The organism is Stenotrophomonas sp. MYb238, from assembly GCF_009496535.1.
Classification (GTDB): Bacteria; Pseudomonadota; Gammaproteobacteria; order Xanthomonadales; family Xanthomonadaceae; genus Stenotrophomonas.
The window spans coordinates 123,098-133,908 of record NZ_WIDL01000004.1 but is presented as its reverse complement, the minus strand read 5'-3'; the positions used below and the strand labels follow the sequence as shown (position 1 = coordinate 133,908).

Sequence of the window (10,811 nt, the reverse complement as noted above, 5' to 3'; positions counted from 1 at the left end):
CGGCAGGCCGTGTTCTGCACGACCCGCCGTCCGGGTCCCTGTCGGCAAGTAGCACACATGTGCTACTTTGGCTTGGAGCCAGCGATCCACCGGAGCACCCATGAGCACCACCACCATCCGCCTGCCCGACGATCTGAAGGCCCGTGTCGCCAAGGTGGCGAAGGAAACCGGCATGACGCCGCATGGCTTCATCCTGGAAGCGATAGCCGAGAAAGCGGCGCTGGCCGAACGCCGTGCCGACTTCGAAGCCGAGGCGGAACGGCGCCACGCCGGTATCGCCGCATCGGGAAAAACCATCCCCTGGGACGAGATGCGCAGTTACCTGGAACGCCGGGCGACCGGCCAGGCCGCCCGGCGCCCAGTGGCGCGCAGGCTGGCGAAATAGCGGTGACGCGGATCGAACTTGCGCCAGAGGTCGGGGAGGATGTCGAACGCATCCTCCTGCATCTCGAGCAATACGATGCCGGACACCGCATGGCACGGCTTGGCGGCATCATCGAAGCCTTCAACGTGCTGGAAAGCAGCCCGCTGATCGGCCGCCCCTGTGGCGAGGACATGCGTGAGCTGGTGATTGGCAGGGGCGCACTCGGATATGTGGCGTTGTACCGGTACGTTGCCGGCATCGACACCGTGCTCGTCCTTGCGATCAGGGCGCAGCGCGAGGCCGGGTTCGTGCGCTGATCAGGGGCGAGTCGAGAGGGCCTTCAGTCCTGCTGGCTCCTACTGCCCCATGTATTGCTCGGCATGGAAGCCGCGCACGAAGCCGTCGATATCCTCCGCGCTCATCCCGCTGTCTTCCTTGCGCATGTCAGCCACGGCCTCGCGGTACTGCGCGGTTTCCCTGAACGCCTGGAACTTCCGCTCGCGGTAGGCGCGGAACTGTTCGGCATCCATCGACAGCGCCTCGACCACCCGGCCCTGGGCGATGCGGTAGACGCGGTAGTGCGCGTAGGTGGAGCCGTAGCCCATGTGCACGTAGTCGACCAGGCGCCCGTCGGGAATGATCAGCGCGCCGCTGTACCAAGTGGCGACGACCGGAGCGCCTTCGGGAAACAGCCTGGTCAGCAGGTCGACGCTGCTGGACTGCCTGCTTTCGCGGTCGTACAGGCGCACCTCGACCCTGCGCAGCAGCAGCCGGTCGCCGTCGATCGCCCAGTGCGCGACGTAGCCGCGCCAGTTGGCGGTGCTGCGCGAGACGTCCTCCGGCAGGAAGTCGCGGCGGCCGCGCAGCCGGCTTTCCAGCGGATTGGTGTTGAGCGCGTACTCGCGGCCGTCGATGAAGATCCGGTCCGGCACCTGCGCGGTCGCGCCCGCGGTTGCGGCCAGCGCCAGCAGCAGGCCCGCCAGCAGCAGGCGCATCGCCAGGGTCATCGCCTTCTCCAGGGTCATCGTCATCGCCGAAGTTACCGGCTGCCGCCCGCGTCTGTCGCCCACGGCGCGCGTTCGAGGCCGGCGGCCAGGTAGTCGATCAGCGCCTGCACGCGCGCCGGGCGGCGCAGGCCCGGTGGGGTGACGATGTGCAGCGCGATCGGCTCCACCTGCCAGTCGTCCATCGCCGTTTCCAGGCGGCCGGCGCGCAGGTCTTCCCACACCATGAACTCCGGCTGCAGCGCCAGCCCGAGGCCGTCGCGCAACGCGGCGGCGAATACCTCCGCGTTGTTGGCCTGCAGCTGGCGCGGCACGGCCTGGGCGAACTCGCCATGGCGGGCGTGGCGGAAGCGCCAGGTGTTGCCGCCGCGGGTATGGCTGTACTGGAAGCCGCGGTGGTGGGCGAGGTCGCGCGGATGCTTCGGCCTGCCGTGCTCGGCGAAATAGGCCGGCGCGCCCACCAGCAGGATGCGCACCTGGCACAGGCGCCGCGCGCGCAGGCTGGAATCGGCCAGGGTGGAGATGCGCAGCGCCATGTCGAAGCGCCCGGCCACCAGGTCCACCTGCGCGTCGCTGAGCTGGATGTCCAGCTCCACGTCCGGGTGCTCGCGCATGAATGCCGGCAGCAGCGGCGCCAGCTGCGCCACGCCGAACGACATCGGCGCGGCCACCCGCACCGGCCCGCGCAGCGTGGTCGAGCGGTCGGCGACCTCGGCCTCCACCGCCTCGCCCTCGTCGAGGATGCGCGCGGCGCGTTCCAGCGCCGCCTCGCCGGCGCCGGTCAGCGACATGCGCCGTGAGGTGCGGTGGAACAGGGTGGTGCCGATGCGCGCTTCCAGCCGGGTGATGGCCTTGGATACGGTGGCCTGCGACAGCCCCAGCGCTTCGGCGGCGCGGGCGAAGGAACCGGCCTCGGCGACCTTGGCGAAGATGGCCCAGGCTTCCAGATCGGGCAGTTGGCTCATGGCGGTGGCCGCTGGGGTGACAGGGAGATCATTGCACGAATGGAAAGGATGTCTTTTCAATCCTTCCATTCCGGATGGAAAGGCGCGCGCCTAGACTGGCTCCCATCGCAACCATCCATGCAGGAGAACGCCATGATCGAGCGTCGCCCGTTTGCCAGCCTTGGCGGAGCCAACCACGGTTGGCTGGATGCCAGGCACCACTTTTCCTTCGCCGGATACCACGACCCGGCGCGCGTCCACTGGGGCGCCCTGCGGGTGTGGAACGACGACACCATCCAGCCCGGTACCGGCTTCCCGCCGCACCCGCACGCCGACATGGAGATCGTCACCTACGTGCGCGAAGGCGCCATCAGCCACCAGGACGACCAGGGCAACAAGGGTCGCACCGAGGCCGGCGACGTGCAGGTGATGAGCGCCGGCACCGGCATCCGCCACGCCGAATACAACCTGGAGCCGGGCGTGACCCGCATCTTCCAGATCTGGATCATCCCCGACGCGCGCGGCGGCGCGCCGGCGTGGGGCGCCAAGCCCTTTCCCAGGGGCGAGCGCTCCGGCCGTTTCGTCACCCTGGCCAGCGGCATCCCGGGCGACGACGATGCCCTGCCCATCCGCGCCGACGCCCGCGTGCTGGGCGCCACGCTGAAGGCGGGCGAGAGCACCGAGTACCGTTTCAGCGACACCACCCGCCACGGCTACCTGGTGCCCAACACCGGCAAGGTGGAGGTGAACGGCGTGCTGCTCGATGCCCGCGATGGCGCCGCCATCACCGGCGAAAGCAGCATTACCCTGCGCGCGCTGGAAGACGCCGAACTGGTGCTGGTGGATACCGCCGCCTGAGCGGCGGGGCCGCTTGATGATCGACGCAAGGGCGCGGGCGACCGCGCCCTTGCGTCGTTCGCGAAGGCCGGCCGGGCGCAGGAGCGAAGCAAACACTCGCGCCGATAAAACCCGGGCGCCACTGCCGCCGCGGATTTGCTGCGACGTTCCCGACGCCGCGTGGGTTCTCCCCGGCATGACGCGCGAACGCGGGAGGGTCATCGCACCGCTTGGCGACGACGGGTCGGAGGCGACCGGCCTGCGCATGCGCGGACGGCGCCGGGCCGTGTAAACCAGAAGAAGCAGGCACCTTGTCCGCCGATCCGTGCATGGCGCCACAGGCGGCGGTTGCGCTTGCCGCCATACTGCGGATTGGCTGGCCACGTTACCGCGACGACATGCGCGACTTCCTCTACTACTCGTTCCTGCTCCTGCTGGGATTGGCCTGGTACCGGTTCGGGCAGAAGCAGCTGCAGAAAGCGCCCTTCGACGAGAACGGCGCACCGACCCAGGGGCTGGTCGGGCCGGTGGGTTTCCTGATGAGCGTCGGCGTGGCGGGCGCCTTCCTGTTCGCCATCGTGCGCGCGCTGGCGCGCGGCGAAGTGCCGTGCGTCGGCAAGGGCTGCGCCGGGCAGGTGTATACCCTGGCCGCGCATGCGAGCGCGTACTGGGCCAATGTCCTGTTCCTGGTGTGGCTGGTGCTTGCGCTGGGCTATGCGCTGTACGTGACGCTGAAGATCTGGTTCCGCAAGTGATCCATCGCGTGCCTGTGTCGCTGGAACCCGCGGGCCTGCGGGCGTTGCCGGTGGCATTCGAGGCGGGCATCCGGGCACGGCGACGCCCGGAATGGCGGCGCCCGGCGATCCGCGCCTAGGCTGTCGCCCTTCCACCCAGGAGCACCCGTCATGCAGGCCGAGGGCGAGTTCGAGGTCACCCACGTTCCGCAGGAATCGCTGGATATCGGCGGCGGCGCGGTCGTCGGCCATGTCCGTTTCGACAAGCGCTTCCACGGACCGCTCGACGCCACCAGCGTGGTGCACATGCTGGCGATGATGTCGCCGGTGTCCGGTTCCGGCGCCTATGTCGCCCTCGAACGCATCGAGGGTTCGCTCGACGGCCGCCGCGGCAGCTTCCACGCCCAGCATAACGGCGTCATGGACCGCGGCGCGCCCCGGCTCGACCTCACCGTGGTGCCCGACAGCGGCACCGGCGAGCTGGCCGGCCTGCACGGTCGCATCGCCATCGACATCGTCGACGGCAGGCACCACTACACCTTCGATTACGGCTTCCGCGATACCTGAGGCCGCCGGGAAACCAAGCCCGGCCGGACGCGGGAAGAAGGCGCGCCAGCCGATCCCGCGCTGGCTGGCCGGTGCGTCGCGGGGTCTTCCGTGCGGGCGTGCAGGCGGAAGACCGCAGCGACGGCAAGCCTTTCCGCCTCAAGGCGTCCTGTGCGCCGCATAGGTTCCCGCACCGCGGATCAGGTCGAATCCCGTGATCGTGCCGTCACCATTCCGCCCGAAGCGGATGCTCATGTCCTGGGCGGTCATGAAAAAGGAATCCCCCGACTCGCGGAACAGTTCCATCCGCCCCGCGCCGAACAGATCGCTCTGGAAGTAGAGGCGTTCGCCCTCGGCGACGACGTGGGCGGGCTTGTCGAGCAGCTGATAGTCGCCGGCCAGCAGCTGGTTGGTCGCCGCGTCGGTGGGAATGGCGGTCTTCTCGACCACCTGGAACTCGGGCCAGCCGTACTCGGCGGCGATGCTGCACAGGATCTCGTCGATCAATGCGGCGCCGTTGATGCTGTTGGTCATGATCACCACGCCCTGCCCGGAGCGGGTATAGCCATAGAGCTGGGAGCGGAACCCCTCGGTGCCGCCGCTGTGGCTGAAGCTGGTGCGGTCGCCCAGGTCCTCGACGAAGAAGCCCAGGCCGTACTCGCCCAGGCCGCGCGTCAGCATGGTCGAAACCATGTCGCGCGACAGGATGCTGCCGGGTCCGCCCGCCTCGGCCCGCTGCACTTCCAGGATCACCTGCGCCAGGTCGCTGGGGGTGCTCCACAGGCCGGCGGCGGCGGATTCGGGGTACAGGCGCCACCGGCCGGCGAGGACCTGGCCGGTGCCGTCGTGGGCGGAGGCCGCCTGGCTGGCCGCATCTTCCGGCAGCGGCACGGCATAGGTGCTGTGCGCCATGCCCAAGGGCTGCAGGACCGCCGTCTCCAGGTACCGGTCGAACGGTTGCCCGCTGGCTTCGGTCAACATCAACTGCACGATGCTGTAACCGCCGCCCGAATAGCGCCAGGCGCTTCCGGGCGCGATATCGACCCGGACCGGCTCCGAGTTCGCCGGCGCGATGCCGTCGAGCACCTGCACCAGCGTGGGCAGCGGCTGGCCCGGCGCGTAGCCGTCGTAGCCGTGCACCGTCACCCCGGCGCTGTGGTTGAGCAGCCTGCGCAGGTTGATCGTGCCGGCGCGGGTGAACGCGTTCTGCGGAATCTTCCACGATGTCAGCTGGCCGTTCGCGTCCGCGTCCAGCGAGAGCCGGCCCTGCTCGACCAGGCGCAGCGCGCCCAGGGCGCTGAGCGGTTTGCCGATGGAGCCGGCCTGGAAGCGCGTGGTGGGGGTGGCGGGCCGCTGGCTGGCGGCATCGGCCACGCCGTAGGCGCGCGCCCACGCGATCCGGCCCTGGTCGATGAGCGCGATGCTGACCGCCGGCACCCGGTGGAAGGCCATGCGTTGTTCCAGCGCCATCCTCCGCTCCGGCGAACCCTTGACCACGATGCGCGTGGAAAGCCCCTGCTCGACTCTGGAAATGCGTGCCTGGAGCGCGGATGCCGGCGTCGCGGCGGAAATGGATGCCGGGGCCGATTGGACCCCAGCGCACAGGCTCCACAGCAGGAGTGTCGTGCAGGACAGCAACACAGGGTTCTTCATGGAAGTTCTCGCCATCGTGGCAGGGAGCCGGGGCCGGGAAGCAGTGTGACGTACGTGCGCCAAGTGATGTGACAGTCCACGACACGAGAGTGGACAGGTGCGGCCTACTTCTTCCTGCGTCCGCCCGTGCGTGCGGGTCTGCGCGGACTGGCCGCGCCATCGGCGTCGCCGCCGGCGGCCGCGCTGCCGCCGAGCTGCTCCAGCCACGACAGCGCGTCGGTATAGGCGACGAAGTGCTGCAGGTAGTCCGGGCAGACCTCGCGCATCAGCGCCATCGCGCGATAGGTGAGCACGCTGGAATGCAGCGGGCCGGCGTCCTCGGGCAGGCCGTCGAGGCATCGGCGCAGCAGGCCGTCGATGCGGATGCGGGTCCACAACTGCTGGAACTCGTCCAGCACCGGCATCGGCGCGGCGAGGTCGGCGGCGGGCGTGGCGTCGCCGGCTTCGCCGGGCGCAAGCACGGCGGCCACCTGCGCCGGCGCATCCGGCCGCGGCGTATTGCCGAACCGGTCCAGCAGTTGTTTCAGCGGGCTGGCACCCGTGCCGCGCGGCGATTCCGCCACCTGCGGGCGGGGCGGCAGCGCGGCATAGGCGTCGGCCAGCTCGCGCAGGCGCGCGTCCAGGCGTTGCCGCAGCGCGCCGTCGTGGCGCGCCGCGCGCTGCGCCAGCGCGGTCATCAGCGCAAAGCGCAGCGGATCGATGCGGTCGGCGCCCTGTCGGCGCCAGGCCTCGAGCCGCGCGTGGACGTCGCCGGCTTCAGTGGGCATCGGCCTTGCCGTCGGGCTTTTCATTGGACGTGCGGCGCGGGATCGGCGCGATCTCCACGCGGCGGTTCTTCGCGCGGCCGGCCTCGTCGTCGTTGGAGCCCACCGGCTGCTCGGCACCGAACGCGGCGGCGAACGCCGACGACGACGGCACGCCGTCGGCGATCAGGGTGCGGGTGACGGTGAGCGCGCGCGCCGCCGACAGTTCGAGGTTGTCGGCGAAGCGGGCATTGGCCGCACGCACCGGCTGGTTGTCGGTGAAGCCGCTGACCATCAGGATCTCGTCGCGCGCGGACAGGTAGTCGCGCAGCGGCCCGGCGATGCTCCCCAGCAGCTCGCGCCCTTCCGGCTGCAGCTGGTCGGAATTGAGCGCGAACAGCACGCTGCCGCTGATGCCGATGCGGCCGTCGATCACGGTCACGCGGCCGGCGGCCAGCGGCGCGGCCAGCGCCTGTTCCAGCGTCTTCAACCGCGCGGCCTCGGCCTGGCGCTGCTTCACTTCCTCGTCCAGGCGGTTGTGCAGCAGCAGCTGGATGCCGATGACGCTGGCCAGGATCAGCACGAACGCGCCCAGCAGCACCGACATCAGGTCGCCGAACGCGGCCCAGGTGGTGGCGCTGGAGTCGGCGTCGAACTCGATCTCGTCGCTCATGCGGCGCCGGCTCCGTCGCGCGCGCCGGCCAGCTGCTGTAGTTCGCCGATGATCTGCTTCTGCGACAGCATGCTCAGCTCGATCACCTCGCGCGCCTGCGCCACGTAGTAGGCGAGCTGCTCGTCGCTGCGCGCCAGCGACCTGTCCAGCGCCGCCTCGATGGCCTGCAGGCGTTCGCTCAACGCGGTGGTGGAGTCGCCGAACGCCTGCACCGCGCCGCCGAACGCCTCGCCCAGGCTCGCCACTTCCAGCGCGCTGCCGGTGACGTGCGCGGCGGCGCTGTCGAGCTTGCCGGCCTCGCCTTCGACCTGCGCGCTGAAGCGGTTGCCGACGCGTTCCAGCAGGTCGGCCGAGGTGGAGACCAGCGCATCGATGGCGCCGCGCTGCTCGGTCGAGGCATGGTTGACCGCGTCGAGCAGGGTCTGCACGGTTTCCAGCAGGCGGCCGCGTTCTTCCAGGGTGGCGGTATCGCGCACCATGCTGTCGGACAGTTTCTGGCGCAGCTCGGCGACCACTTCGGCGGCGGCGCGTGGCGCCTCGGACGCGGTGGCGACCAGCCGCGCGATCTCGGCCAGGGTATCGCGCGCCTGTGCCTGCGCCTGCGCGTGGATCGCCTGGGTGGTCTGCGCCAGGGTGTCGCAGACCTGCTGCTGCTGCGCGGCGACCTGGGCGCTGTTCTGTTCCCAGCGCTGGCCGAACTCGCCGGTCAGCTGGGCGAAGGCATCGCGCCACTGCGCCAGGCGCTCGGCGTCGCGCGCCTGCAAGGCGTCCTGCAGTTCGCCGTGCGCGCGCTGCAATGCGTCGATCATTGCGTCGCTGCGCTGGGCGAAGGCCGCGGCCGCGTCGGTCAAGGCCTGCGCGTTGCCGGCGATGCCGTCCAGCGCGCCGCCGGCCGCGGCCTGCAGCTGGGCCGAAACCTCGCCCGCGGTGCGGGCCAGCGCATCGCAGACCTGTTGCTGCTGCTGCGCGACCTGCGCGCCGTTGCGCTGCCAGCTTTCGTCCAGCGTGGCGAGCATCGCCGCCAGCGACTGCGACCACTGCGCCAGCCGCTGTTCGTCGCGCGCGGCCAGCGCCGACTGCAGCTCGCCGTGCGACTGCTGCAGGGTATCGACCAGCGTGCGCGCGTGCTGGTCGAAGCGGGCGGAGGCGGCGGCCAGCGCCTGTTCGTTGCGCTGGGCCAGTGCGTCGTGCGCTTCGTGCTGGCGGGCCAGCGCGCTGTCCCAGGTCCCGGCGGTGCGGGCGGTGCTTTCTTCCAGCCGCGCCGCCACGCCATCGACCAGCGCGGCCGAGCGCTGCTCGAAGGTGCCGGCGAACTGCTGCAGCGCCTGCTGCAGGCTGTCGGCCAGGGCGCTGTTGCCGCGCTGCTGCTCGGCGACGGCGGCGTTCCAGCTGTCGCGGGCGGCGCTGGCCGCGCCCTGCACGGCGCTGTCCAGGCCGTCGAGCTGGCGGCGCACGGATTGTTCGATGGCCGCGTGCAGCTGGCCGGATTTCTCCGCCAGGCCGGCCATGGTGGTATCCACCACCGGCTGCAGGGCGGCGCCGACGGCGTTGGCCTGCTGGGCGATGCCCTCGCGCAGCGCCTGCTGCAGCGACGCGGCCAGCTGCGTCCATGCCGCTTCGCTGCGCTGGTGGAATTCCTGCTGGCTGCCGTGCAGGCGTTCGCCCGCGTCGCGCTGCTGGCGCTCCAGCGTCTCGGCCAGGGTCTGCAGGCGCTCGACCAGCGCCGGCATCAGCGCGTTCTGTTCCTGCAGCAGGCGGAAGGTCTCGCGGCGCTGCACCGACTGCGACAGGTGTTCCAGCTGCGTGGCGATGCCCGCGTCCAGCTGCTGCACGGCCTGCGCGCGCTCGCGGCGCAGCAGCGCCGACAGCAGGCCCAGCGCGGCCGAGGTGGCGACGCCGGCGATCGAGGTGCCGAAGGCGAAGCCCAGGCCCTTGACCGGCGCGGCCAGCGAACTGCGGATGGCGTCCAGGTCGCTGGCGCTTTCCAGCGCCAGGCCGGTGCCGCGCAGGGTCGCCATCATGCCGAGCAGGGTGCCGAGCATGCCCAGCAGCACCAGCAGGCCGACCAGATAGGGCGTCAGCGCGGGCGCGGGCAGGCCGGCGCGCTCGCCGGCGATGCGCAGGCGCACGCCGTTGCGCAGGCCCGGGTGCAGGCGCGACAGCCAGCCGTCGAGATCGCCGGCAGCCTCGCCGAGCGACGGCAGCGCCTGCACCAGGGTGGCGGTGGCCTGCCGGTAGCGCAGCAGTTCGAAGGCGCCGACCAGGTAGCAGGTGGCGATCAGCGCGGCGACGGCGGCGGCCAGCGGATGGCTGCCGAGGTAGCCGATGCCGATCCAGCACACGGCCAGCAGGCCGGCAAGGAACACGACGGGAACGATGGGGTTTCTGGACATGGGGATGCGGTTACTCGGTACGCAGCGCTGCGAGCAGGCCGTCGATGGGGTGGAAGCGGACCTCCAGTTCGGCCAGCAGCGCGGTGCGCATGTCCTGGCGGAACCGTGCCAGCCAGGGGCCGGTGGCGGGAGCCGCGGGGGTGTCGTCCGGCGCGTCGGCACCGGTGGAACCGGAGGCGCCGGCATCGCGCAGGCGCTGGTAGTGCAGGCCGAGCAGGCCCGGGACCACCGCCAGCAGCGCCTGTTCGCGCGGGCTGAGCGTGGCCTCCATCACCGCATCGACCTCGGCCAGCCGCGCCTTGGTGGGCGACTGCAGCGCCAGCATGTCGCGCAGGCGCCCGCGCAGCAGGCCGGTGGTCGCCTGCATCGCGCGCTGCGCGGCCAGGCAGTGCTGGCGGTAGGGCAGGTAGCCGGGATCGACGCCGGCGGCGCTGGCGTCCTTGCGCCGCGGCGCGGACAGGTCGACGTCGGCCTCGATGGTGTCCAGCAGCGTCTGCCGCAGGCGCGCGCATTCGGCGTCCTGGGCGTCGTCGAAACCGGCGCCTGGTTCGGCCTCGGGCAGGCGGTTGTCCAGCGCGCGCGACAGCGTGATGGCGCGGTTCCAGTCGAACCACTGCGCCAGCCGCTCGGTCAGCACCGGCGGCGTGCGCGGGAGGTCGGCGTCGCCGAAGCGGGCCAGCAGGCGAATGAACGCCGGGCCCAGCACGGGCGCCCGTGTGGAAGCTTTCGCCATGGGTCCTGACTGCGGAAAACCGCGAATTTTACACGGCCGCGGCGGCGGGACGGCGGCGCCGGCCTTCATGCGCGGCCAGCGCCGGTGGCCGGCGATGGTGAATGCGCCAACCCGCGGCGGCGGTGGCAGGCGGCGGGTGCGTCATAGTGTCGCTTTGTTGGTAATGATTTTCATTTGCTATAATTCC

The 10,811-nt window shown here is 71.0% G+C and carries 12 protein-coding genes; 5 read left to right on the top strand and 7 right to left on the bottom strand.

Going from position 1 to position 10,811, the window contains the following annotated elements; translation table 11 throughout:
- Positions 1 to 100: 100 nt before the first annotated feature.
- Together CQ393_RS04250 and CQ393_RS18160 are read left to right on the top strand one after the other, a co-directional pair.
- The gene (locus CQ393_RS04250; RefSeq protein ID WP_153190382.1) at positions 101 to 385 is read left to right on the top strand and encodes a ribbon-helix-helix protein, CopG family; all 285 of its coding nucleotides are present in this window, start codon (positions 101 to 103) and stop codon (positions 383 to 385) included.
- A gap of 2 nt (positions 386 to 387) precedes the next feature.
- Complete coding sequence (locus CQ393_RS18160) at positions 388 to 681, top strand: type II toxin-antitoxin system RelE/ParE family toxin (protein ID WP_343199520.1); 294 nt, start codon at positions 388 to 390, stop codon at positions 679 to 681.
- A 39-nt stretch (positions 682 to 720) separates the two neighbouring features.
- Here the strand turns inward: CQ393_RS18160 and CQ393_RS04240 are convergent, their stop codons facing one another.
- On the bottom strand, positions 721 to 1,395 hold the full coding sequence (locus CQ393_RS04240; protein ID WP_153190381.1) for a hypothetical protein: 675 nt from the start codon (positions 1,393 to 1,395) through the stop codon (positions 721 to 723).
- An 8-nt stretch (positions 1,396 to 1,403) separates the two neighbouring features.
- Positions 1,404 to 2,333 (bottom strand): LysR family transcriptional regulator, encoded by a 930-nt coding sequence (locus tag CQ393_RS04235; protein WP_153190380.1) that lies wholly within the window; start codon positions 2,331 to 2,333, stop codon positions 1,404 to 1,406.
- 132 nt (positions 2,334 to 2,465) lie between these two features.
- On the opposite strand from CQ393_RS04235, the gene CQ393_RS04230 reads away from it, so the two are divergent.
- The 3 genes from CQ393_RS04230 (at position 2,466) to CQ393_RS04220 (ending at position 4,450) form a co-directional block, all read left to right on the top strand.
- Entirely contained in the window at positions 2,466 to 3,170 is a 705-nt protein-coding gene (locus CQ393_RS04230; protein ID WP_153190379.1) for a pirin family protein, read from the top strand.
- Positions 3,171 to 3,547: 377 nt separating this feature from the next.
- On the top strand, positions 3,548 to 3,904 hold the full coding sequence (locus CQ393_RS04225) for a hypothetical protein (RefSeq protein WP_153190378.1): 357 nt from the start codon (positions 3,548 to 3,550) through the stop codon (positions 3,902 to 3,904).
- A gap of 150 nt (positions 3,905 to 4,054) precedes the next feature.
- Positions 4,055 to 4,450: a DUF3224 domain-containing protein gene (locus tag CQ393_RS04220; RefSeq protein WP_153190377.1), complete on the top strand. Its 396-nt coding sequence runs from the start codon at positions 4,055 to 4,057 to the stop codon at positions 4,448 to 4,450.
- Between the two features lie 138 nt (positions 4,451 to 4,588).
- On the opposite strand, the gene CQ393_RS04215 is transcribed toward CQ393_RS04220, so the two are convergent.
- The 5 genes from CQ393_RS04215 to CQ393_RS04195 all read right to left on the bottom strand — a co-directional run bounded on the left by CQ393_RS04215 (position 4,589) and on the right by CQ393_RS04195 (position 10,624).
- Positions 4,589 to 5,899 (bottom strand): serine hydrolase domain-containing protein, encoded by a 1,311-nt coding sequence (locus CQ393_RS04215; protein WP_228114255.1) that lies wholly within the window; start codon positions 5,897 to 5,899, stop codon positions 4,589 to 4,591.
- 287 nt (positions 5,900 to 6,186) lie between these two features.
- Entirely contained in the window at positions 6,187 to 6,849 is a 663-nt protein-coding gene (locus CQ393_RS04210) for a DUF2894 domain-containing protein (protein WP_153190375.1), read from the bottom strand.
- A complete protein-coding gene (locus CQ393_RS04205; protein WP_153190374.1) occupies positions 6,839 to 7,498 on the bottom strand; it encodes an OmpA family protein in 660 nt (219 codons plus the stop codon). Before CQ393_RS04205 ends, CQ393_RS04210 begins: the two co-directional genes overlap by 11 nt.
- The gene (locus CQ393_RS04200; RefSeq protein WP_153190373.1) at positions 7,495 to 9,891 is read right to left on the bottom strand and encodes a DUF802 domain-containing protein; all 2,397 of its coding nucleotides are present in this window, start codon (positions 9,889 to 9,891) and stop codon (positions 7,495 to 7,497) included. The genes CQ393_RS04205 and CQ393_RS04200 overlap by 4 nt, the downstream gene beginning before the upstream one ends.
- Positions 9,892 to 9,901: 10 nt before the next feature.
- The gene (locus CQ393_RS04195; protein WP_153190372.1) at positions 9,902 to 10,624 is read right to left on the bottom strand and encodes a DUF3348 domain-containing protein; all 723 of its coding nucleotides are present in this window, start codon (positions 10,622 to 10,624) and stop codon (positions 9,902 to 9,904) included.
- Positions 10,625 to 10,811 lie beyond the last annotated feature (187 nt).

Coding starts and splice junctions, on each gene's coding strand:
- CQ393_RS04250 (WP_153190382.1), top strand. CDS start 101: ATGAGCACCACCACCATCCGCCTGCCCGACGATCTGAAGGCCCGTGTC.
- CQ393_RS04240 (WP_153190381.1), bottom strand. CDS start 1,395: ATGACGATGACCCTGGAGAAGGCGATGACCCTGGCGATGCGCCTGCTG.
- CQ393_RS04235 (WP_153190380.1), bottom strand. CDS start 2,333: ATGAGCCAACTGCCCGATCTGGAAGCCTGGGCCATCTTCGCCAAGGTC.
- CQ393_RS04230 (WP_153190379.1), top strand. CDS start 2,466: ATGATCGAGCGTCGCCCGTTTGCCAGCCTTGGCGGAGCCAACCACGGT.
- CQ393_RS04225 (WP_153190378.1), top strand. CDS start 3,548: ATGCGCGACTTCCTCTACTACTCGTTCCTGCTCCTGCTGGGATTGGCC.
- CQ393_RS04220 (WP_153190377.1), top strand. CDS start 4,055: ATGCAGGCCGAGGGCGAGTTCGAGGTCACCCACGTTCCGCAGGAATCG.
- CQ393_RS04215 (WP_228114255.1), bottom strand. CDS start 5,899: ATGGCGCTGGAACAACGCATGGCCTTCCACCGGGTGCCGGCGGTCAGC.
- CQ393_RS04210 (WP_153190375.1), bottom strand. CDS start 6,849: ATGCCCACTGAAGCCGGCGACGTCCACGCGCGGCTCGAGGCCTGGCGC.
- CQ393_RS04205 (WP_153190374.1), bottom strand. CDS start 7,498: ATGAGCGACGAGATCGAGTTCGACGCCGACTCCAGCGCCACCACCTGG.
- CQ393_RS04200 (WP_153190373.1), bottom strand. CDS start 9,891: ATGTCCAGAAACCCCATCGTTCCCGTCGTGTTCCTTGCCGGCCTGCTG.
- CQ393_RS04195 (WP_153190372.1), bottom strand. CDS start 10,624: ATGGCGAAAGCTTCCACACGGGCGCCCGTGCTGGGCCCGGCGTTCATT.